Genomic DNA, 21,457 nt, shown 5'->3' on the forward strand with positions numbered 1-21,457 from the left:
GAGACCCGCCACCATGGATATCATCGAGCTCAAGGCAACCGACCTCGCCGCCATGCTGTGTTCCAGGGTCTGCCACGATCTCATCAACCCCATCGGAGCCATCGGCAATGGCCTTGAAGTGCTGGGTGATCCGAACCAGAGCGAAATGGCCGAAGGCGCGCGCGACCTGATTGCCAGCGCCGCCAAGCAGAGCCGCGCCAAGCTCGAATTCGCCCGCCTGGCCTATGGCGCCTCCTCGACCGCCGGCACCGACATCGACACCAGGGAATGCGAGCGCGTCGCCCGCATCCTGTTCGAGATCGAGAAGGCCGACCTCGAATGGAACGTGCCGCTGATCCTGCTGCCCAAGCACAAGGCCAAGCTGTTCATGAACATGCTGCTGATCGCCGCCGGTTCGGTGCCGCGCGGCGGCATGGTGACGGCCTCGATCACTGGCCCCGCCGGCGAGGAAAAATTCGAGTTCACCTCCAGGAGCGATCCTGAAAAGCGCCAGAAGACCTTGGTCCCCTCTGGCTCTGCGGGCCTGCTTTCCGGCATGCCGGAAGAAGGCAGCGTCGATGCCCGCGGCATCCAGCCGTTTTATACTGGCCTCCTGGCGCGGATGACCGATATGGACGTCAATATCGGCATCGAGAACGACGTGTTCTTCTTGACGGCCGTTCCCAAGGCAAAGTCCGAAGCCGCCTGACCCCACTTAACCGCTTGAGGGCGTGCGAAAATCGCGGCGCACCGTGGTTGCGACGGACATATTTGAGCCCGTCGCGCTAACCTTTCGCAAACGCTTGCGGGGCATAGTCGGCAAAGCGTTTCAACCCGGGGCCCGGCACATGCGCACCTGCCTGATCGTCGATGATTCCAGTGTCGTGCGCAAAGTCGCACGCCGCATTCTGGAAGATCTCGACTATGTCGTGGACGAGGCCGAGGACGGCCAGGAAGCCATCGACAAGTGCCGCCAGGAAATGCCGGACGCCATCCTGCTCGACTGGAACATGCCGATCATGAGCGGGCTGGAATTCCTCAAGCTGCTGCGCGCCTATGTCGGCGGCGAGAAGCCACGGGTCATCTACTGCACGGTCGAGAACGATATCGGCGCCATCGCCCTGGCTCTCAAGGCCGGCGCCAACGACTACATGATGAAGCCATTCGACAGGCTGGTGCTGGAATCCAAATTCCAGGCCGCGGCCGCCTGACCGCATATCCATTACCCCATGTTCGGCGTCATCACCCGACGTGATCGGGTGATCCATCTTGTCTTCAGGACTACCCGGACAAGCCGGGCAATATGGCAGGTCGAGAACAGCCTTCGTTCGCTCCACCGGCTCTCTGAAGCAATATGCGCTTCGATCAACCTGGTTTGCGGGGAAAGATACCCTCAAACGCCCTCTTCCGCCCGGCTCAGCAGAAACGCCTTTTCGCGTGCATTGCGCGTGAGCCCGGCGGCCTTGCGGAACTCGTCGTTCGCTTCGGCGTGCCGCCCGAGCTTGCGCAGGAGATCGCCCCGCACGCCATAGAGCAGGTGGTAGCTTTCCAGGGCCGGCGTCGTGCGCAGGGCTTCGACAATCGGGAGCGCGGCCTCGGGTCCCTGCGCCATCGACACGGCCACGGCGCGGTTGAGCTCGATGACGGGCGACGGCGCGACCTGGTTGAGGAGACCATAGAGCGCCGCGATCTGCCCCCAGTCCGTGTCCGCGGCCTTGCGGGCCCGCGCATGGCAGGCAGCGATGGCCGCCTGCAGCGTATAGGGTCCGGCCACGCCGCCCAGTTGCTGTGCCGTGCCCAGGCCAGCAAGGCCGCGGCGGATCATGAGCTGGTCCCATGTCGCCCGGTTCTGGTTCGGCAGGAGAACCGGCTCACCCTTGGCATTGGTGCGCGCCTTGGCGCGCGAGTGCTGCAGCTCCATCAGGGCCAGCAGACCATGCACCTCCGGCTCCTCCGGCATGAGCCGGGTGAGGATGCGCCCCATGCGCATCGCTTCCTCGCACAATTGCGGGCGCATCCAGTCTTCGCCCGAGGTGGCAGAATAGCCTTCGTTGAAGATCAGATAGAGCACGCCCAGCACGGAGGCGACGCGCTCTTCCCTGTCGGCGCCGCGCGGCACTTCGAAAGGCACGCCTGCCTCGGCAATCGTGCGCTTGGCGCGCACGATGCGCTGGCCGATGGTCGTGTCGTTGGCCAGAAAGGCGCGCGCGATTTCCTCCGTCGTCAGCCCGCCGATCAATCGCAGCGTCAGGGCCACACGGCTTTCAGCCGGAAGGATCGGATGGCAGGAGGTGAAGATGAGGCGCAGGAGATCGTCGCCGACATCGTCGTCCAGCTGTTCATGGAGCGCGGTCTCGGTGTCAGGCACCTCGTCCTCCATGTCGCGGCCGAGGCTTTCCAGCTTGCCGGCCGCCATCTTGCGGTGCCGGAAATAGTCGATGGCCTTGCGCTTGCCCGCCTGCATCAGCCAGGCGCCCGGATTGCGCGGCACGCCAGTTTCGGGCCAGGCGCGCATCGCGGCCATCAGCGCTTCCTGCGCCAGTTCCTCGGCAAGGGAGATATCGCGCACCATGCGCGTCAGTCCGGCGATGAGCCTGGCCTGCTCGAGGCGCCAGACCGTTGCGATGGCACGATCGGTTTCCCGTCGCGCCTGCACTGCAGCATCGCCCATGGCGCCCACCCTTCCCGTGATGTTGTTCGGCTTCGGCGGGGGACAGCATCACGGCTCCATCTGCGAGGTCAAGAAAAAGGCGAGGCAAATGGCGCGCTCAATCGAACATGCCCTTGGGCGTTTCACCGGCAAGGAACGGGTCGATAAAGCCCATCAGGAGATCGGTCTGATTGATGACGGCGGTATGCGAGGTCGCTGGCAGGATGGCGAGGCGCGAGGCCGAGAGCGGCTTGCCCATGTCTCCGGCCATGCCACCACCGAGCAGCTTGAACATTTCAACCAGGTGCTCGAGCGTCATCATGTCGGCGTCCCCGGCAATGATCAGCACCGGAACCTCGAGCTTGGCGACCGCCTCGCCCCAGGCCATGGGCTCGTGCTCGAGCGCAATCATGCGCTCGACGAACGGACGGAAGCCATCAGGATCGGGCGAAAGCGCCTTCCAGGCATCCTCCATCGGCGTGCCGACGAACATTTCCGGCGCCATGGACGGGATCATGGCGAGAAATTCGGGCTGGCCGCCCTGCATGTCGAACGAGACCGAGGCCGCGACCAGCTGATCAACCTTTTCGGGGTGGTCGATGGCCAGTTTCAGGCCGGTGGCGGCACCCATCGAATAGCCGAAGACATCGGCTTTCTCGATGCCGACCGCATCCATGAAGGCGGCGACGTCGCCGGCCATGTTGGGATAGGTGATCGGCCGATCGATGTCATTGGTGCGGCCGTGACCCTGCGTTTCCAGCGCATAGACCTTATGGGTCTCGGCGAGGCGCGCGATGATGTCTCCCATGGCCGGAATGTTCATGTAGGCGCCATGGAGCACGATCAGCGGCTCCCCTTCACCCGAAACCTCGTAATACATCTCCATGCCGTTGACCGAAGAGTAGTCGCCTTGAGGCGCGGACTGGGCGAGTGCCGGGCCAGCAGCAACGAGGGTCGCGGCGGCAATCAGGGTGCGGATCATGTCGTTTCCTCCAATGGCGCGACTGGCGCCTTCATGGAGACGACGGAACGGCAGATGCCCGTTCGACATCGGAGCGTGAAGTTTTTTGGCGATGTGTGAGTGGAGGCTGTACCCCTCAGTTATCCCGCTCGCACTGTACGAGCCACGGCCACAGTTCCGCACTCTCGATCCGAGGGCGGACAGATGGGATCGGTGAGGAGGAGTTCGAACCGCACCGGCTTTTGCTGTCCCCAAACAAAAACCCCGCGCTCGGAGGCGCGGGGTTTTTTTTCGAATGGTCCGAAAAGTCAGCCGATCAGGCGACGTTCTCGCTGTACACTTCGTTCTCGTCGGGCTCGCGCAGCACGTAGCCACGGCCCCAGACGGTTTCGATGTAGTTCTTGCCGCCGGTAGCAACGCTGAGCTTCTTGCGCAGCTTGCAGATGAAGACGTCGATGATCTTCAGTTCCGGCTCATCCATGCCACCATAGAGGTGGTTGAGGAACATTTCCTTGGTGAGGGTGGTACCCTTGCGGAGCGAAAGCAGCTCCAGCATCTGGTATTCCTTGCCGGTCAGGTGCACGCGGGCGCCCTGAACTTCCACCGTCTTGGTATCGAGGTTGACCATGAGGTCGCCGGTCGAAATGACCGACTGAGCATGGCCCTTCGAACGGCGGACGATGGCGTGGATGCGGGCCACGAGTTCGTCCTTGTGGAACGGCTTGGTCATGTAGTCGTCGGCGCCGAAGCCGAGACCGCGCACCTTGTCCTCGATGCCGGCCAGACCGGAAAGGATCAGGATCGGCGTCTGCACCTTCGCCACGCGCAGGGTCCGCAGGACTTCGTAACCGCTCATATCGGGCAGGTTCAGGTCCAGCAGAATGATGTCGTAGTCGTATAACTTGCCGAGATCGACGCCTTCCTCACCGAGATCGGTGGTGTAGACGTTGAAACTTTCGGACTTCAGCATCAGCTCGATGCTCTGCGCCGTAGCGCTGTCGTCCTCAATAAGGAGTACCCGCATTATATTCCCCTTGTCATTCGTTCCTGCTGGAACCCGCGAGAGGCAAGGCCACATTGCCTGTCCCGCTCCAACCCTACTGGATATGACTGAAGCCTAAGCCCAACTAGTTAACAAAGTTTAATTCTGATCCGCAATACGCAAAGCGCGTTAGGGTGAATTTATATTAAGTTATTGAAAATCAACGTAAAATGCGGTGAAAAATTCTTAAGGTTCTACATTAAGAAAGGGTTCCAAGAGACTCTTGGGACTCATGCATTCGAAGCATTTGGGGCAGGTTTTGCCACATTTGTGGCTAAGGGCACATTTCGCCGATCATCACTGCCAATAGCGCTTTTACGTTAATGTTCGGTTACGATCCGATTCGGTAAACGCCGCGATTCGACCCCGACCGGAAACCATAATTATGGCTCGCCCCGGCCCCTGGCTACCCTTGATGAACGATCTGTGAACGCGCGATGAGCATGAAGCCGCTGATCTCGGCCATCGAGGCCATCGACGATGTGGAGGTGTTCGGCCGCGTCCGCTCCGTCCAGGGCCTGCTGATCGAGATCGTGGGCCCGGTGCGCGAATTGCGCGTGGGTGGCCGCGTGATCATCGAGACGACCGATGGCAATCACCTCGCCGCCGAAATCATCGGCTTCCGGGACGGTCATGCGCTCTGCCTGCCGTTCGGCGAGCTGGGCGGCGTGCGGCTGGGCTGCAAGGCGGTGTTCCGCCGCCACGACGGCTCGGTCAATCCTTCGGAAGGCTGGCTGGGCCGCGTCGTCAACGCCAATGGCGAACCCATCGACGGCCTCGGCCCCCTGCCCCGCGGCCCCACGCCCTATCCGCTGCGCCAATCCCCCCTGGCCGCGCATGACCGCACGCGGGTCGGCGAGCCGATCGAGCTGGGCGTTCGGTGCCTCAACACCTTTACCACCATGTGCGAAGGCCAGCGCATGGGCATCTTTGCCGGTTCCGGGGTCGGCAAGTCGGTGCTGATGTCGATGCTGGCGCGCAATACCGATGTCGACGTCTCGGTGATCGGGCTGATCGGCGAGCGCGGGCGCGAGGTGCACGAGTTCATCCAGGAGTATCTCGGCGAAGAGGGTCTGGCGCGCGCCGTGGTCGTGGTCGCCACGTCCGACGAGGCTGCGCTGATGCGCCGCCAGGCCGCCTATATATCCATGTCGATCTCGGAATTTTTCCGCGATCAGGGCAAGCGCGTGCTCTGCATGATGGACAGCCTGACGCGCTTTGCCATGGCGCAGCGCGAAATCGGCCTGTCAATCGGCGAACCGCCCACCGCCAAGGGCTATCCGCCGACGGTGTTCACCGAATTGCCGCGCCTTCTCGAGCGCGCCGGACCCGGTACACCCACGACCGGCTCCATTACCGGTCTATTTACCGTTTTGGTGGAAGGTGATGATCACAATGAGCCTATCGCGGATGCCGTTCGCGGGATTCTCGACGGGCACATCGTAATGGAGCGCGGCATTGCCGAACGGGGGCGTTACCCCGCCGTCAATGTGCTCCGGTCCATCTCGCGGACCATGCCAGGATGCGTGCCGGCCGAAGTCCGGCCCACCCTGTCTCGGGCGCGGGAGCTCATGTCCATCTTTTCGGACATGGAGGAACTGATCCGGCTGGGGGCTTACCGGAAAGGGTCAGATCCGAACGTGGACCGCGCCATCGCCATCAACCCGCAGCTGGAGGCATTTTTGGGCCAGCAGCGGGATGAAACGACGTCGATCGCAGAGGGCTATGCCATGCTGGCCCAGCTGATCGCCGAGGCGGATGCGCGGGGCTGATGGAATGGCTGCCAGTAAGGGCCATTCCGGAACTGACTTGGTGTGTAAGGAGTACAGGTCTTGAAATCGCGCAGCGAGAGCCTCATCCGGCTCAAGAAATTCCAGGTTGACGAAAAGCGCCGCCAGGTTGCGCAGATCGAGATGATGGTTGCCGACTTCGAGCGCATGGCGTCCGAACTCGACCAGCAGATCGAGATCGAGCACACCAAGACCGGCATTTCCGACGTCGCCCACTTTGCCTACTCGACCTTCGCAAAAGCCGCCCTCTCCCGCCGCGACAACCTTCTGGCATCAGCCAACGACATGAAGGGCAAGCTCGAGGCCGCCCAGGATGCCCTTGCCGAAGCGCTCGAGGACCTCAAGAAGGTCGAACTGCTCGACCAGCGCGAACATCAGCGCGAAAAGGACGAGCAGGCCAAGATCGAGCAGGAAGGCTATGACGAGGTCGCGCGACTGCGCTTCCGCCGTCAGTAATCCAGCAAGGACAGCCCAAACAAAAAGGCCCGCCGAAGCGGGCCTTTTGCGTTAGCGCCAGGCGCTTACTGGGGAACGGCCGGGGCAGCCGGATCAGCCGGGGCCATGGCCGGGTCAGCCGGAGCCATTGCCGGGTCCATGGCGGGAGCGTTCGGATCTTCCCAGACGAAGTCCGGAGCTGCAGTCAGGGCTTCTGCCGTGGTCGGCAGGACCCAACGCCAGGTGTTGTCCGCAGCAGCGGTGTATTCGAGCTCGGAGAAGTCCACGGCGACGTTCTTTTCGCCGATGCCGAGGAAGCCACCCACGCCGATCACAACGGCCAGGATCTGGCCATCGGCGGAAATGACGAGGTCGTTGACCTTGCCGATTTCCTCGGCATCGTCAGCGGCGCTCGAGAAGATCGAGGCACCCATCACCTGCGAGACGATGGCGTCGCCGTCACCTGCGGTGTAGCCCGAAGCCATGTCGAGTGGCGTACGGGTGGTCATCGCATCGGCGGGAGCAGCCATGCTGTCGGTCGCCGCGGGAGCGGTTTCGTTGGCAGGGGCCATTTCGTTGGCAGGCGCCATCTCATTGGCAGGTGCCATTTCGTTGGCGGGAGCCATCTCGTTCGCCGGAGCCATCTCGTTGGCAGGGGCTTCGGTCGTGGTGGCCGGGGTTTCGGTCGTCGTCTGCGCAATTGCAGCAGTGCTGAGCACCAGGGCAATGGCGGAACTGGTCAGAAGCGTGCGGATCATTGTAGGCTCCAATGGTTCATCGTTGCGGTGAACAGGGCCGTGCGACGCAAAACTTTGCCGGTGACGCGTCGTGCGGCCCATTGATGCTTCAGCAACGCACGCATGTCGCCACACGTTCCGAAGCTTTTTTCTCGCAATGGCTGAAACCATGGAAAAAGCCGGCAGACGGGGGCTTCCCGGTGCCGGCTTTTTTGCGCCTCCCGTTAAGACGGGTTATTTTGACCGCCGATGTGTTTGATCATCGGTCGGAACCTGCCTCCCGCGGCGCGGCATGGGGCGCGCAAGGGGGCCGACAAGCGCACAATAGCGCAAGCCGTGTGGCCCGCGAGGCTCCGCCGGGTTAATGCGTTAATGAAGGCCTAATCGATCAACGCCGCGCTGTCCTTGTCATAGTCCCGCATCGCGCGGTGCGGCATGCCGCCATCCTGAAATTCGGGTCCGAAGGCAACAAAGCCCAACCGCTGGTAAAAGCCGAGCTTGTCCGATTGGGCAGTCAGGTAGAAGCGGTCCTGGCCGGTTGCGCGCGCATGGTCCATGGCGGCAACGATCATCGCCTGCGCAATGCCGCGACCGCGAAATGCCTGCCGCACGGCAACCCGCCCGATCTTTGTGTGCTCCGGCAGGCTGATCAGCCGCAGCGTCCCCACTACCTCTCCCGCGTCGATGGCGACGAAATGCGTGGCCGTAATGTCGTAGGCGTCATGCTCCTCCTCTTCCGGCACCTTCTGCTCCCAGACGAAGACCTCGCGCCGCAGGGCAAAGGCAGCATTGGAGAGCAGGGAAAACACAGGCACGGGCAGGATGACGGGCGCGGACATAGAACCACCTTATTGCAGTCGAAAGGTGCGCCAACCAAAGCGGCTTCGCGCGATTCACGTCAACGTGTTTGAACTTCCGCGCGCTTTATCGTATTATGACGATGAATGGCGATTGGGTCGGGCATACCTGTCCAATTTGTAACGATTGTTCTCCCCGATCCTCTTAAATTCGCCAAACTGCGACCTATATAAGCTCACGTCAGCGCCTGTGCCTTCTTGGACAGGAGCTGCTCTCCGCCCGCGGATTTGCGGGGGATGCCGTAAAGGGGGTGCGTCCATGGCCCAAACAAATCTTCCGGTCCTCTCGTCCGAGGGTGGCCTCAGCCGATATCTTCAGGAAATCCGCAAGTTCCCCATGCTGGAACCGGATGAAGAATACATGCTGGCCAAGCGGTACAAGGAACATGCGGACCCCGGCGCGGCGCAAAAGCTCATCACCAGCCATCTTCGCCTCGTTGCCAAGATCGCCATGGGGTATCGCGGCTACGGCCTGCCGATCTCCGAGGTGATCTCCGAGGGCAATGTGGGCCTCATGCACGCGGTCAAGCGCTTCGAGCCCGAAAAGGGCTTCCGGCTGGCGACCTATGCGATGTGGTGGATCCGCGCCGCGATCCAGGAATACGTCCTGCGCTCGTGGAGCCTGGTCAAGATCGGCACGACTGCCGCCCAGAAGCGGCTGTTCTTCAACCTGCGCAAGGTGAAGGGCCAGATCGCCGCGCTCGACGACGGCTCGCTGCACCCCGACCAGATCAAGCAGATTGCCACCACCCTCAATGTGACCGAGGACGAAGTGGTGCAGATGAACTCCCGTCTTTCGGGCGACGCCTCCCTCAACTCGCCCATGCGGGCCGACGAGGGCTCGTCCGAATGGCAGGACTGGCTGGTCGATGAAACGCCGGATCAGGAGACCGCTCTCGGCGAGACCGAGGAATTCTCCGAGCGCATGGGCATGCTGAACAAGGCCATGGATGTGCTCAACGAGCGTGAACGCGCCATCTTCCAGGCCCGTCGTTTGCAGGACAATCCCTCGACGCTCGAGGAACTGGCCCAGCAATACGACGTCAGCCGCGAACGCATCCGCCAGATCGAAGTGCGTGCCTTTGAAAAGGTGCAGGACGCGGTCAAGGAAGCCGCGGGCGCCTGAAAACAAAATCGCTCCGGTGACGATTTCGGGCGACTTCGCTGGCGGGGGCTTCAGGCTCGGCGCCGTTGAGAATTGAAAACGCCCCGGTGACAAGCCGGGGCGTTTTTGTTTTGGCGGGAATGGGGCGGGAAGAGGACGGGCAACCGTTGGGCAAATACTGTCGCTATTCGGGTCGGGAGCTGCCACAGGGACAAAGATACACCATCCCCCACATTCTTCCGCACACCCGGCGCGGCGGCCTACAGGCTTCGACCCGGCCCTTGGGCAAAATCGCTCGTGTGGAGCGATTTAGGTGAGAAGGCCATATGGGCTATGCCCAGATGGAGGGAACAGTAGCCGGGGGAGCCGGGTGGGGTCTTTAGGGCCATCGCCTGATCGCTCTGTGTGGGTGCCGGCGTCGTTTTTGTCGCCTTGCTGGTCAACGCCTGGCGCGCGCCATAAGGTCTCTTTACCGGATTTTTCACAAAGGGAGGCCGTCTAGGCAATGGATGAAATGAGAAGCCTACGCCAGACCCTGAGGCCAATTTGGGTGCCGTCCCTGGCGCTGGTTTCCCTGCTTGTTGCTTCGGGGTTAGGTTTCTCCGGCGCGGACCGAAACGCGGCTCCGCCGTCGCCAGATACCCTGATCGTGGAACGCGTGCGGATTGATCGTGTCCAGCACACCAGGGAGCCCGCTGGCCCGTCTGGTCCATCACTGAGAACCGGCGTCGCTTTACCTTTGGCGCAGTCGGACGATTGGCCGGGCATTACGTTTCGATTTTCTGGAGCTGCTGCGGGCGTTTCAATCATTCCTCCGGTCGTGTTCGACCTTTATCTCACCTCGAGCCTCGCGGAGCAGGCGGAACGGCGCCGGCAGTGGCCCAATGTCTTCCCGCAACTGCAAGTTCACGGCGTCGCTCAAGACGGAAAACTGCTGGTGGACCCGCAAGCGGCATATGACCTGAGCGCGCATCAGAAGCGTCAGGGCGCGCTCTTCGGTTATGGATTCCTGGCCCTGGCTGTCGTCCCGGCTGTTTTCCTGGTGCGCAGGGCCCGAAAGGTCTTTGCCCTCCTGATGAACTGAACCCCAAGCGCCGTGGGTCTTCGCTGGTAGATTTGAGCTTCAAGAATGCGACTGCGGCCGCGGTCCGGCATAGGCCCAAGGCGCTTTCAACCTGCTGCAGAGTTTGCCTCCGCACGAACAGGTAAGGCGAATATCAGGTTTGGCGTTGCTATCTAGGGCGGCCATGGGGTCGTCAGGAGACGGCGTCTACGGGGTGGAATGCGGACTGTCAGCTGTTGAGCGAGATGACTAAAATAGCCGTCACGCCACAATTTCTAGCCAAGGCCAACGTTCCTGATAACTCATCGCCTTCTGAATAAAGAGGTCAGGCTTAGGATTTCTTGGGTTCATCCGCAGCAAGCCAGAGGTCAGATCGTTCAAGCCATCGGCCGCATATACTTCTGAGGTCTGAACATCAATTCCGACACATGTGCCGGAGATCAGATAAAGATCGATGCCTGATCGCGTCGAACGCAGTTGCGGATAATCGCCCCCAAATCGCTGGCCATACCAAAGATGGACCCGCGCTTGGTTACGAACTTCTACGCTAATTGGCAGGTCGGCCAATGCTTCTGCGACATGCTGGATAACTCGGTCCTCAGCCTCCCAAGACAAATCTGTGTCGTCGAAATAGAAGACGTCGTAATCCTTGATTCCCCACTCTGGCGATCGACCAGACATCTGGTTCCATATCGTTTGAAACAAGCATCCCGCGGTGAGATGACATTGTCCCAACCCGATCTTTGCGAGGCGAGGAAGCAACTCCTTGTTGAAGGGATTGTTCAGTACGCTGGCGTGGAAGTCCTGCTCATTCATGCCTTGACTTGATCATGGGCGGCTGGTTTCAGCAACTGAATGTGGCTCACCAAATGGCTGAAATGGGGTCGATTTCTGCCATCGCGGCGTAAAGATATCCCCGCGCCCCGAACCTGCGGCATACTCCTGCCCATCACCCGGCGCGGCGGCCTGCAGGCGAACAGTGGTCGGGTGAGCCGGGTGGGGGTTTTGCCTCTCTCACAGGTTCCAGTCCGGCCGCGACGGGACGAGCGATCCCCCGCCGCCGGACAGTTCCAAAAACCGGCGCCCCGAGGCGGTTCGCGTCTCGTATTTTTACCATTCTGGGGCGCTGTCCGCCTCGGGGTCCGTCACTAGCAGTCCAACCGCAGGCCGACAGCCGACCGGACGATGCCGCTTGCCCGATGCATCCTTTCGCCGGCCACTGCGTATTAACCCCGTCGCGACAATATGACTGGACGACGGGCCCGGAAACGCAGAGGGCTTGCCCTTGTAACGCCCCAATGGGGGACTTACATTCGCCCAAATACTGGCGCGCATTTCGCGCCGGCCTCTCCGGGACAGGATTTGATGAACGGAAATTTCCGCAACTTCGCCATCTGGCTGGTCATTCTCTTCATGCTGATGGGCCTGTTCCAGGTCTTCCAGTCGTCTACGCGCACCATGTCCGTAGCCGAAAAGAGCTACAGCCAGTTCGTTTCCGACATCGATGCGGGCCGGGTGACGACCGTCACCATCACCGATAACGTGGTGTCCGGACAGTTGCAGGACGGGACGCGCTTTGAGACCATCATCCCCGATGGCGCCGATGTCATCACCAAGCTCGAAAACCGCGACGTCAACATCACCGCGCGCGCGCCGGACACCAGCCCGTTCTGGTCGATCCTGCTCTCGAGCTGGCTCCCCTTCCTCGTCATTATCGGCGTGTGGTTCTTCTTTATACGCCAGATGCAGGGCGGCGGCCGTGGCGGCGCCATGGGCTTTGGCAAGTCGCGCGCCAAGCTGCTGACGGAAACGCAGGGCAAGGTGACCTTCGAAGACGTCGCCGGCGTCGACGAAGCCAAGCAGGATCTGGAGGAAATCGTCGAATTCCTGCGCGATCCGGGCAAGTTCCAGCGCCTGGGCGGTCGTATCCCGCGCGGTGTGCTGCTGGTCGGCCCTCCGGGTACCGGTAAGACGCTGCTGGCCCGCTCGGTGGCCGGCGAAGCCAACGTGCCGTTCTTCACCATTTCGGGTTCCGACTTCGTTGAAATGTTCGTCGGTGTGGGTGCTTCGCGCGTCCGCGACATGTTCGAACAAGCCAAGAAGAATGCGCCCTGCATTATCTTCATCGACGAAATTGACGCCGTCGGTCGCCAGCGCGGTGCCGGTCTCGGCGGTGGTAATGACGAACGCGAACAGACCCTCAACCAGCTCCTCGTCGAGATGGACGGCTTTGAAGCCAATGAAGGCATTATCCTGATCGCGGCGACCAATCGTCCCGACGTTCTCGATCCCGCCCTGCTGCGTCCCGGCCGTTTCGACCGCCAGGTCGTCGTGCCGAACCCGGATGTTTCGGGCCGCGAAAAGGTACTCAAGGTCCACGTCCGCAAGGTGCCGCTGGCGCCCGACGTCGATCTCAAGGTTCTGGCGCGCGGTACGCCCGGCTTCTCCGGCGCGGATCTCATGAACCTCGTCAACGAGGCGGCTCTGATGGCGGCGCGCAAGAACAAGCGCTTCGTCACCCATCAGGAATTCGAAGACGCCAAGGACAAGATCATGATGGGCGCCGAGCGCCGCACCATGGCCATGACCGATGACGAAAAGAAGCTGACCGCCTATCACGAAGCTGGCCACGCCATCATCGCGCTCAAGGTTGCCGGCATCGACCCGATCCACAAGGCCACCATCATCCCGCGCGGCCGCGCGCTGGGCATGGTGATGACCCTGCCCGAAACCGACACCTATTCGTTCAGCCGTGAAAAGGCGCTTGCCCGCCTGACCATGCTGTTCGGTGGGCGCGAAGCCGAGATCATCAAGTTCGGCCCGGAAAAGGTGACCTCGGGTGCTTCGGGCGATATCCAGATGGCCACCTCGCTGGCCCGCTCGATGGTGATGGAATGGGGCATGAGCGAAAAGCTCGGCCGCGTCCGCTACAAATCGAACGACCAGGAAGTCTTCCTCGGCCATTCGGTGACCCAGAGCCAGCATATGTCAGACGACACGGCACGGATCATCGACCAGGAAGTGCGCAAGCTGATCGAGGATGGCGAAGCGTCGGCCCGCCATATCCTGACCACCTACCACGACCAGTGGGAAGCCATCGCCCAGGCGCTGCTCGAATTCGAGACCCTAACGGGCGACGAACTCCGTGCTCTCATGGATGGCAAGCAGCCGATGCGCCCCGATGACAGTGGTCCGGCCGCTCCCAAGGCCACGGGCGTCCCCTCGGCCGGCAAGACGGGCAAGAAGCGCCCCGACAGCCCGCCCGAGGCCGGCATGGAGCCCCAGCCCGAAAGCTGAGGATCAGGCATACACCATCAAAGGGTCGCCTCCGGCGGCCCTTTCGCTTTGTTTGCCACTCCGCTATTGCAGCGCGAAGTGGTATCATTCTTACAAGACCAGTGAATCGGGGAGCAGGCTATGGCCCGCAAATATTTCGGCACCGACGGCATTCGCGGCCTTGCCAATGGTGACAAGCTGACCCCGGAACTGGCGCTGAAGGTGGGCATGGCCGCCGGCGCGAAATTCGTGCGCGGCGACCACCGCAATCGCGTGGTGATCGGCAAGGACACCCGCCGCTCCGGCTATATGATCGAGAGCGCGCTGGGCGCCGGTTTCACCGCCGTGGGCATGGATGTCTACTTCCTGGGGCCGATGCCGACCCCTGCCGTCGCCATGCTGACGCGCTCGCTGCGCGCCGATCTCGGCGTGATGATTTCGGCCTCGCACAATCCCTTTGATGACAACGGTATCAAGCTGTTCCGCCCCGATGGCTACAAGCTCAGCGACGAACTCGAACTCGAGATCGAGGCACTGATCGACAGCGACATGACGCGCCACCTCGCCAAGGGACGCGATATCGGCCGCGCCCATCGCGATGAAGAAGCGCGCACCCGCTACATAGAATACGCTAAGCGCACCCTGCCCCGCGGCGTCGACCTGTCGGGACTGCGCGTCGTCCTCGATTGCGCCAACGGCGCCGCCTACAAGGTGGCCCCGATTGCCCTCTGGGAGCTTGGCGCAGAGGTGTTCACCATCGGCGCCGAGCCCGATGGCTTCAACATCAATCACAAGGTCGGCTCGACAGCACCCGAAGCTGTTGCTGCCAAGGTCAAGGAAGTGCGTGCCGACATCGGGATCGCGCTCGATGGCGATGCCGATCGCGTCATCATCGTCGACGAGAAGGGTCACGTGGTCGACGGCGACCAGTTCATGGCCGTGATCGCCGAAAGCTGGATGCAGCGCGAGATGCTGCTCGGCGGCGGCATCGTCGCCACCATCATGAGCAATCTGGGCCTCGAACGGCATCTGTCCAAGCTCGGCCTCACGCTCGAGCGGACGCAGGTGGGCGATCGCTACGTGCTCGAAGCCATGCGCGCCAAGGGGTTCAACGTCGGTGGCGAACAATCGGGCCACATCATCCTGTCCGATTTCACCACCACGGGCGACGGTCTCGTGGCCGCTCTGCAGCTGCTTGCCGTCCTCAAGCAGATGGAGCGCCCGGTCTCGGACATCTGCCGCCGCTTCGAAAAGGTGCCGCAGCTGCTGCGCAGCGTAAAATTCAAGTCCGGCAAGCCGCTCGAGCACAAGCAGGTGATCCAGGCCATTGCCGATGGTCAGGCCATGCTGGGCAGCGGCGGGCGCCTCGTGGTGCGCGCCTCGGGCACCGAGCCGGTCATCCGCGTCATGGGCGAGGCCGATGATGCCGGACTGGTGGAAACGGTCGTCGGTCAGGTCGAGGCTGCAATCAAGCAGGTTGCCTGAGCCAAACTCATTGACGAAGACTTAATTGAAATGGCTTGCAGTAATACTCTGTAAGCCATTTCTCTTACGTACCAGTTAGGGTTAAGTTTTTAGGTTAAGTACGCTTTAAGAAGTTTGACGGATATTGGTCGCAATCGACTTGGTGTCGTGGCAACCAAAGGAAGTTCTTCATGCGTACGCTTTATGCAGCGGTGCTGATGGCAGGAGCCGCAGTCATTGCCGCACCGGCTCTCGCCGCCGACATGCCCTATTATCCACCCGTCATCGAAATTCCTGACGTCGACTATGGCTATTCCGGCTCGTTCTACCTGCGCGGCAGCGCCGGGCTGAACCTGATGTGGGCGCCCCACGTCAATCACCCGTCGGTCGTCAATGGCTCGGGCATTTTCGCCATCAACCAGTTCGGCTACGGCTACTCCATCGGTGCCGGCGCCGGTTACGAACTGGGCAACGGCTTCCGCGTTGACGCGACGGTCGACTATTTCGCCAACGACAACATGCGTACGACGCTCGTTGACGCCGATCCCCCGCTGACGAATGGCGACCATACCCTGTCGCTGCGCTCGACCGTGGTCCTTGCCAACGCCTATTATGATTTCCCGCTTACCGGCGGTGAATATGGCGCTGCCGGCGGCATGTTCGGCTATGTTGGCGCCGGTGCCGGTGTCGCCTTCAACGACGTGATCAGCCAGGGTTCGGCCGTGCCGGATACCCGCGGCTACAACACCAGTTTCGCCGCCGCTGCCATGGTCGGCGTGGGGTATGATTTTGGTCAGGTCGTGGCCGATGTGGGCTATCGCGGCCTCTACATCAACCGCGTCCAGAACAACGCAGCCACCTACCCCTACACGATCGACAACAACTTCGTTCACGAAGTGCGCGGCACCCTGCGTTACCGCTTCAACTGACCGGTTCGTGGCGGCGAGCCACGACCGCCATTTTCCATCCGGGCCGGTGTCAGAAGACACCGGCTCTTTTGTTGTGGCGCTCTGGACGCCGGCCCGTGCCCGGTGCTCAATGGAGCGGGTACCGAAGGAGGACCGGCATGCATATTCTCGTCATCGGAGCAGCGGGCATGGTGGGTCGCAAACTTACCGCTGCCATCCTGGCGGGCGTACTGGCTCGGCCGGTGTCGCGCATGACCCTTGTGGACATTGTCGAGCCGGTTGCGCACGAGGCACCCTTTCCGATGACAACGCTTTCGGCGGACCTCTCCGCCCCCGGCGTCGCGCAGCAGCTGATCGCAACACGGCCCGACCTTATCTTCCATCTCGCTGCGATCGTCTCGGGCGAAGCTGAGGCCGATTTCGACAAGGGCTATGCGATCAACCTCGACGGCACCCGGCACCTGTTCGACGCCATCAGGCACGAAAGCCTGAGCGCGCCATATTGCCCGCGTCTCGTCTTCACCTCGTCGATCGCCGTCTTCGGCACGCCGCTGCCGCCGGCCATACAGGACGACATGGCGCACACGCCCTTGACCAGCTATGGCACCCAGAAGGCAATCTGCGAGCTTCTGCTGGCCGATTATTCGCGCCGCGGGTTTTTCGACGGCATCGGCATTCGCCTCCCCACCATCGTGGTGCGACCCGGAGCACCCAACAAAGCCGCGTCCGGCTTCTTCTCGGGCATTATCCGCGAGCCACTCAACGGCATCGAGACCGTGCTGCCGGTGGACGACAGCGTCCGGCACTGGTTCGCCTCGCCGCGCTCGGCAGTGGGTTTCCTCGTCCTCGCATCCAGCATAGACACCACGCCTCTGGGGCAGCGCAGAAACCTGACGATGCCCGGGCTCTCGGCCACCATTGCCGAAGAACTGGCGGCTCTCGAACGCTTTGGCGGTACGAGGGCACTTGGGCTTGTCCGACGGGAACATGACCCGGTCATTTCGCGCATCGTGGCGGGATGGCCACAGAATTTTGACGCGCGGCGTGCGCTTGACCTGGGTTTCCGCGCCGAAACGAATTTTGACGATATCGTCCGCGCCCATATCGAGGATGAGATGGGTGGCACTGTGCGCTAGGCGACACGCGAACCCACCACCGGCCAGAGTTCAGGCGGCCTGCCGGTCTCCGGTGGCTTCGAAGTCCTGGAGTGGAACCGGGCGACCGAAGTAGAAGCCCTGGAATTCCTGGCATCCGCAATCGCGCAGGAAAGCAAACTGCTCGGGTGTTTCCACTCCTTCGGCGAGAACCGTCAGGTCGAGGTCTCGTCCGAGCTGCACGATGCTCCGCGCCAGTGCCGCGCTGCGGCCGCTCTCGGTGACATCCTTGACGAAACTGCGGTCGATCTTGAGTTCGGTCAACGGCAAGCCACGGATGTAGGCGAGAGATGAATAGCCGGTGCCGAAATCGTCCAGCGCCAGGCCGATGCCGATGCCGCGCAGGATCTGCATCTTGGCGGCCACGAGGTCGGTATTGGTGACCATGACGCTTTCCGTGATCTCGAGCTTGAGCAGCGTCGGATCGATCGGGTATCGGTCGAGCAACTGCACGACGACCTGCTCGAAATCCTCGTCCAGGAACTGGCTGGCGCTGACATTGACCGAAAGCGTCAGGTGTCGCCGACGTGGATCATTGCGCCATTCCTGCAGGGTCTGCAGCGCGGTCTCAAGGACCCACTGCCCGATCTCGCTCATCAATCCAGCATCCTCGGCCTGGGGAATGAACTCGCCCGGCGAGACATAACCGCAGGACGGATGCTTCCAGCGGATCAGCGTCTCCGCACCAATGAGAACCCCATCGCGGTTCACCTGAGGCTGGTAGAAGAGTTCGAATTGCCGGTTCCAAAGGGCACTCTTGAGTTCGACCTCGTGCCGGTCGCTGCGTTCCAGCTCGAGCTGGAAGATGTAGACGCAGGCGACCAGCATGAGGGTCGCGAAACCGGCATTGAGCCAGGCCCCGTAAAGCCTGATGTCATCGGGGATCGGCAGGGTGAACGGCAGGGTCACATTGCTGCTGGCGATGATCACGAAGCTGGCAACGCTGGCGATCAGAAGGCCCATCTGCATTCTAGACGGCTGCCGCTTGAAATTGAGGTAGCCGACCATGGCCAGCACCAGAAGGAAGATATGCGAGACCCGCGGCACATCGGCGCTCGGAACATCGAACACCAGGCACAGCGCCAGGATGAAGAAGAGGAACGCGGCCTGCGTGATCAGAAGCGCGGTCGCAAGCTGACCGCGATTGGCCAACGCCACACTAAGCGCAGCAACGGCGGCGACACCGGCCTGCGAAGCCGAAAGCAGATAATCGCCGTGAAAGGCAAAGAAAATCGACCAGCACAGGCTGAGCATACCGACGGCGCAAGCAACCCAGCGATAGGCGAGGACGAACCGCCCTGAATACTGGGCGGTATCGAGTAGCGATTTGGCAGCACTGGCTGCAGACACTGCGTTTCTCTCGGGTTCCATGCCGGCCGATACTGTATCGGCGCGGCATGTTCTCACACCCAATTACGCGAATGCACTTAAGATAAAGTGTGTAACGACAGATGGATCGCTCGGATCATCAGGCGCCTGTGACGCGCCAGATGACGTCCCCGACGTCGTCGGCCATCAGGACGGCGCCGTCGTTTGCCAGAGCCACACCAACGGGACGACCGTAGGAGTAGTTTTCATCTGCCGAAAGGAAGTCCTTGAGGATCTCGCGCGGCATACCCACCGGCTTGCCGTTCTGGAACTCCACGAAGGCCAGCTTGTATCCCGAGAGCTTGGAGCGGTTCCACGAGCCATGCTGCCCGATGGCCATGCCGGCGGGGAAGCCGGGCAATGTGCCCTCGGGCAACCAGCATAGACCCAGCGAAGCCGTATGACCGCCCAGGGCGTAGTCGGGTTGCAGCGCCGACGCCACCTTGGCCTTGTCCTGCGGCACGCGATCATCGACCACGCGGTTCCAGTAGCAGTAGGGCCAGCCATAAAAGCCGCCATCGACCACGGACGTCAGATAATCGGGCGGGGTTTCGTCGCCGAGGCCGTCGCGCTCGTTGACGACTGTCCAGAGATGGCCGCCGACGGGCTCCCAGGCCATTCCGACCGGATTGCGCAGGCCCGACCCGAAGATGCGGGATTGGTTGGTCGCCAGGTCCAGTTCGTGGATGCAGGCGCGGTTCTCTTCGGCTGCCATGCCGGCATCGCCGATATTGCTCAGCGAGCCAACCGCGACATAGAGCTTCTTGCCGTCCTTGGAGGCGATGAGATTGCGCGTCCAGTGTCCGCCGGGGATGAGGTCCATCAGCTTCTTGCCGGGCGTGGCGATACGCGTTTCACCTGCAACATAGGGGTAGGCGAATACGGCGTCGGATGCGCCGACATAGAGCGTGTCGCCGACCAGCGCGATGCCAAAAGGCTGGCGGACGTTTTCGATGAAGGCGTGGCGCTCTTCGGCAATGCCGTCGCCGTCCGCATCGCGCAGCAGCGTCACCCGGTTGGCGCTGATACCGCGGGCGCGGGCGCGCTTCATCGTCGCCGCCATGGCGTGATCGAAGATTCCGCTTGGCTTACCATCCTCACCCATGGATTCGGCCACCAGGACGTCGCCATTGGGCAACACGAACATATTGCGCGGATGGATGAGGTCGCGAGCGAACGCATTGACCTTGAGACCGGGCGCCGGAGTAGGCTTGTGGTCGCCTTCCCAGCCCTTTGCGGTCGGCATCTTGAGCGTCGGAATCTTGCCCTGCGGCTTGGGATCAGGAATGCTGGGCGCCGTGCCATAGGCTGGTTGGCGTGGACCATCGCCCGAATGGCGAATGGCAACGGCGGCGCCGCCGACAAGCGCAACAAGACGGGCAAAAAAACTGGTCTGGGCCATGGGTCTGCTCGGAAATCGGGAAATAGGGAACGGAAAAGATGGCAACGCTAAAGCCTTTGCCGTCCAAGAACCAGTGCCGCCGGTTATTTTTTCGGTGTCGCCGGAAGAGACTTTTCCGATCGACAACCGGCCGCGCTAGTGCTCCATGACAACGACGCCACGCAGCAATTCGCCCTGGCGCAGCTTGTCGAAGCCCGCGTTGATCGCCTCGAGCGACATCGTCTCGGAAAGCAGGCGATCAACCGGCAGGAGACCGCGCTGATACAGCCGGACGAAGCGGGGAATGTCGCGGCTGGGCACGCAGGAGCCGAGATAACTGCCGCGCACGGTCTTTTCCTCGGCCACCAGATTGACGGGCGGAATGGCGAAGCTGGTCGATGGCCCGGGCAGTCCTCCCGTCGTCAACTGGCCGCCGCGCCGGACGATATGGTAACCCGTCTGCAGCGCCGCACCGGAGCCGGCAAGTTCTATCGCGTGATCAACGCCACCATCGGTCGCATCCTTGACCGCGTCAACGACGCCTTCGGCGCTCGCCTGAAAGACATCGGTTGCCCCCATGGACAGGGCGAGATCGAGCTTTTCGCGCGAAAGGTCGATGGCGACGATCTGTTCTGCGCCGGCCGCACGAGCGCCGAGGAGGGCTGCCATGCCGACGCCGCCCAGCCCGATGACGGCGACCTTATCACCGGGACGAACCGCGGCGGCGTTGAACACGGCGCCGACGCCGGTCAAGACTGCGCAGCCGAACAGCGCCGCGTGCTCGAATGGCAGGGCGCGATCGATGCGCACGAGGGAGTGGTGCGAGACGGTGGCATATTGGGCGAAGGCAGACACGCCCAGGTGGTGATTGACGGCGAGGTCCCGCTCGAAAAGCCGCCGCTCGCCCGAGAGCAACGTGCCCGCGCCATTGGCGGCTGCGCCGGGGATACAGAGTGCCGGCCGGCCATCGGAACAGCAGGGACAGGAGCCGCAACTCGGCACAAACACGAAGACGACATGATCGCCCACCGCGAGGCCCTCGACGCCGGGTCCGAGGGCTTCGACGATACCGGCAGCCTCGTGACCCAGTGCCATTGGGAGGGGGCGAGGTCGATTGCCGTCGATAACGGAAAGATCGGAGTGGCAAAGTCCGGCGGCCATGACCTTGACCAGCACCTCGCCCTGCCCTGGACCGGCAAGCTCAACCTCTGCAATGCGCAGGGGTTTTGACTGGGCATAGGGCGCCGGCAGGCCGGACTGTTCGAGAATGGCTGCACGGATCTGCAT

19 protein-coding genes are annotated in these 21,457 nt (G+C 62.1%); 10 read left to right on the forward strand and 9 right to left on the reverse strand.

What is annotated here, in order from left to right:
• The first annotated feature begins 13 nt into the window (after positions 1–13).
• Complete coding sequence (gene chpT, locus CCK88_RS11445) at positions 14–688, forward strand: histidine phosphotransferase ChpT (RefSeq protein ID WP_086470547.1); 675 nt, start codon at positions 14–16, stop codon at positions 686–688.
• 139 nt (positions 689–827) lie between these two features.
• A complete protein-coding gene (locus CCK88_RS11450) occupies positions 828–1,190 on the forward strand; it encodes a response regulator (protein WP_086470548.1) in 363 nt (120 codons plus the stop codon).
• A gap of 182 nt (positions 1,191–1,372) precedes the next feature.
• On the opposite strand, the gene CCK88_RS11455 is transcribed toward CCK88_RS11450, so the two are convergent.
• The 3 genes from CCK88_RS11455 to ctrA all read right to left on the reverse strand — a co-directional run bounded on the left by CCK88_RS11455 (position 1,373) and on the right by ctrA (position 4,614).
• The gene (locus CCK88_RS11455) at positions 1,373–2,650 is read right to left on the reverse strand and encodes an RNA polymerase sigma factor (RefSeq protein WP_086470549.1); all 1,278 of its coding nucleotides are present in this window, start codon (positions 2,648–2,650) and stop codon (positions 1,373–1,375) included.
• A gap of 97 nt (positions 2,651–2,747) precedes the next feature.
• Positions 2,748–3,611: an alpha/beta fold hydrolase gene (locus CCK88_RS11460; protein WP_086470927.1), complete on the reverse strand. Its 864-nt coding sequence runs from the start codon at positions 3,609–3,611 to the stop codon at positions 2,748–2,750.
• A 295-nt stretch (positions 3,612–3,906) separates the two neighbouring features.
• Positions 3,907–4,614 (reverse strand): response regulator transcription factor CtrA, encoded by a 708-nt coding sequence (ctrA, locus tag CCK88_RS11465; RefSeq protein ID WP_086470550.1) that lies wholly within the window; start codon positions 4,612–4,614, stop codon positions 3,907–3,909.
• 461 nt (positions 4,615–5,075) lie between these two features.
• On the opposite strand from ctrA, the gene fliI reads away from it, so the two are divergent.
• Together fliI and fliJ are read left to right on the forward strand one after the other, a co-directional pair.
• Complete coding sequence (gene fliI, locus CCK88_RS11470) at positions 5,076–6,404, forward strand: flagellar protein export ATPase FliI (RefSeq protein WP_086470928.1); 1,329 nt, start codon at positions 5,076–5,078, stop codon at positions 6,402–6,404.
• A 60-nt stretch (positions 6,405–6,464) separates the two neighbouring features.
• Entirely contained in the window at positions 6,465–6,878 is a 414-nt protein-coding gene (gene fliJ, locus CCK88_RS11475; protein WP_086470551.1) for a flagellar export protein FliJ, read from the forward strand.
• A gap of 65 nt (positions 6,879–6,943) precedes the next feature.
• Here the strand turns inward: fliJ and CCK88_RS11480 are convergent, their stop codons facing one another.
• Both CCK88_RS11480 and CCK88_RS11485 read right to left on the reverse strand, forming a co-directional pair.
• A complete protein-coding gene (locus CCK88_RS11480) occupies positions 6,944–7,615 on the reverse strand; it encodes a PRC-barrel domain-containing protein (RefSeq protein ID WP_170926440.1) in 672 nt (223 codons plus the stop codon).
• A gap of 359 nt (positions 7,616–7,974) precedes the next feature.
• Positions 7,975–8,433: a GNAT family N-acetyltransferase gene (locus CCK88_RS11485; protein WP_086470553.1), complete on the reverse strand. Its 459-nt coding sequence runs from the start codon at positions 8,431–8,433 to the stop codon at positions 7,975–7,977.
• 277 nt (positions 8,434–8,710) lie between these two features.
• Between CCK88_RS11485 and rpoH the strand changes: the two genes are divergently transcribed.
• Together rpoH and CCK88_RS11495 are read left to right on the forward strand one after the other, a co-directional pair.
• The gene (gene rpoH / locus CCK88_RS11490; protein ID WP_086470554.1) at positions 8,711–9,577 is read left to right on the forward strand and encodes an RNA polymerase sigma factor RpoH; all 867 of its coding nucleotides are present in this window, start codon (positions 8,711–8,713) and stop codon (positions 9,575–9,577) included.
• 484 nt (positions 9,578–10,061) lie between these two features.
• Positions 10,062–10,640 carry a hypothetical protein gene (locus CCK88_RS11495; RefSeq protein ID WP_086470555.1) on the forward strand — a complete coding sequence of 193 codons (579 nt, stop codon included), beginning with the start codon at positions 10,062–10,064 and terminating at the stop codon, positions 10,638–10,640.
• Between the two features lie 240 nt (positions 10,641–10,880).
• Here the strand turns inward: CCK88_RS11495 and CCK88_RS11500 are convergent, their stop codons facing one another.
• Positions 10,881–11,435, reverse strand: a complete 555-nt coding sequence (locus CCK88_RS11500; RefSeq protein ID WP_086470556.1) for a nucleotidyltransferase family protein — start codon at positions 11,433–11,435, stop codon at positions 10,881–10,883.
• A gap of 549 nt (positions 11,436–11,984) precedes the next feature.
• Between CCK88_RS11500 and ftsH the strand changes: the two genes are divergently transcribed.
• The 4 genes from ftsH (at position 11,985) to denD (ending at position 17,403) form a co-directional block, all read left to right on the forward strand.
• Positions 11,985–13,916, forward strand: coding sequence for an ATP-dependent zinc metalloprotease FtsH (gene ftsH, locus CCK88_RS11505; protein WP_086470557.1), 1,932 nt, complete (start codon positions 11,985–11,987; stop codon positions 13,914–13,916).
• 120 nt (positions 13,917–14,036) lie between these two features.
• Complete coding sequence (gene glmM / locus CCK88_RS11510) at positions 14,037–15,380, forward strand: phosphoglucosamine mutase (RefSeq protein ID WP_086470558.1); 1,344 nt, start codon at positions 14,037–14,039, stop codon at positions 15,378–15,380.
• A gap of 170 nt (positions 15,381–15,550) precedes the next feature.
• Positions 15,551–16,288 carry an outer membrane protein gene (locus CCK88_RS11515; protein ID WP_086470559.1) on the forward strand — a complete coding sequence of 246 codons (738 nt, stop codon included), beginning with the start codon at positions 15,551–15,553 and terminating at the stop codon, positions 16,286–16,288.
• A gap of 137 nt (positions 16,289–16,425) precedes the next feature.
• A complete protein-coding gene (gene denD / locus CCK88_RS11520; protein ID WP_086470560.1) occupies positions 16,426–17,403 on the forward strand; it encodes a D-erythronate dehydrogenase in 978 nt (325 codons plus the stop codon).
• Between the two features lie 30 nt (positions 17,404–17,433).
• On the opposite strand, the gene CCK88_RS11525 is transcribed toward denD, so the two are convergent.
• The 3 genes from CCK88_RS11525 to CCK88_RS11535 all read right to left on the reverse strand — a co-directional run bounded on the left by CCK88_RS11525 (position 17,434) and on the right by CCK88_RS11535 (position 21,457).
• Positions 17,434–18,771, reverse strand: coding sequence for a putative bifunctional diguanylate cyclase/phosphodiesterase (locus tag CCK88_RS11525; RefSeq protein WP_170926441.1), 1,338 nt, complete (start codon positions 18,769–18,771; stop codon positions 17,434–17,436).
• A 118-nt stretch (positions 18,772–18,889) separates the two neighbouring features.
• Positions 18,890–20,191, reverse strand: a complete 1,302-nt coding sequence (locus CCK88_RS11530) for a PQQ-dependent sugar dehydrogenase (RefSeq protein ID WP_086470562.1) — start codon at positions 20,189–20,191, stop codon at positions 18,890–18,892.
• Positions 20,192–20,326: 135 nt separating this feature from the next.
• A complete protein-coding gene (locus CCK88_RS11535) occupies positions 20,327–21,457 on the reverse strand; it encodes a zinc-dependent alcohol dehydrogenase family protein (protein WP_086470563.1) in 1,131 nt (376 codons plus the stop codon).

It is taken from the genome of Devosia lucknowensis (genome assembly GCF_900177655.1).
Taxonomy (GTDB): domain Bacteria; phylum Pseudomonadota; class Alphaproteobacteria; order Rhizobiales; family Devosiaceae; genus Devosia; species Devosia lucknowensis.

Coding starts and splice junctions, on each gene's coding strand:
- chpT (WP_086470547.1), top strand. CDS start 14: ATGGATATCATCGAGCTCAAGGCAACCGACCTCGCCGCCATGCTGTGT.
- CCK88_RS11450 (WP_086470548.1), top strand. CDS start 828: ATGCGCACCTGCCTGATCGTCGATGATTCCAGTGTCGTGCGCAAAGTC.
- CCK88_RS11455 (WP_086470549.1), bottom strand. CDS start 2,650: ATGGGCGATGCTGCAGTGCAGGCGCGACGGGAAACCGATCGTGCCATC.
- CCK88_RS11460 (WP_086470927.1), bottom strand. CDS start 3,611: ATGATCCGCACCCTGATTGCCGCCGCGACCCTCGTTGCTGCTGGCCCG.
- ctrA (WP_086470550.1), bottom strand. CDS start 4,614: ATGCGGGTACTCCTTATTGAGGACGACAGCGCTACGGCGCAGAGCATC.
- fliI (WP_086470928.1), top strand. CDS start 5,076: ATGAAGCCGCTGATCTCGGCCATCGAGGCCATCGACGATGTGGAGGTG.
- CCK88_RS11480 (WP_170926440.1), bottom strand. CDS start 7,615: ATGATCCGCACGCTTCTGACCAGTTCCGCCATTGCCCTGGTGCTCAGC.
- CCK88_RS11485 (WP_086470553.1), bottom strand. CDS start 8,433: ATGTCCGCGCCCGTCATCCTGCCCGTGCCTGTGTTTTCCCTGCTCTCC.
- rpoH (WP_086470554.1), top strand. CDS start 8,711: ATGGCCCAAACAAATCTTCCGGTCCTCTCGTCCGAGGGTGGCCTCAGC.
- CCK88_RS11495 (WP_086470555.1), top strand. CDS start 10,062: ATGGATGAAATGAGAAGCCTACGCCAGACCCTGAGGCCAATTTGGGTG.
- CCK88_RS11500 (WP_086470556.1), bottom strand. CDS start 11,435: ATGAATGAGCAGGACTTCCACGCCAGCGTACTGAACAATCCCTTCAAC.
- ftsH (WP_086470557.1), top strand. CDS start 11,985: ATGAACGGAAATTTCCGCAACTTCGCCATCTGGCTGGTCATTCTCTTC.
- glmM (WP_086470558.1), top strand. CDS start 14,037: ATGGCCCGCAAATATTTCGGCACCGACGGCATTCGCGGCCTTGCCAAT.
- CCK88_RS11515 (WP_086470559.1), top strand. CDS start 15,551: ATGCGTACGCTTTATGCAGCGGTGCTGATGGCAGGAGCCGCAGTCATT.
- denD (WP_086470560.1), top strand. CDS start 16,426: ATGCATATTCTCGTCATCGGAGCAGCGGGCATGGTGGGTCGCAAACTT.
- CCK88_RS11530 (WP_086470562.1), bottom strand. CDS start 20,191: ATGGCCCAGACCAGTTTTTTTGCCCGTCTTGTTGCGCTTGTCGGCGGC.
- CCK88_RS11535 (WP_086470563.1), bottom strand. CDS start 21,457: ATGCAGATCCGTGCAGCCATTCTCGAACAGTCCGGCCTGCCGGCGCCC.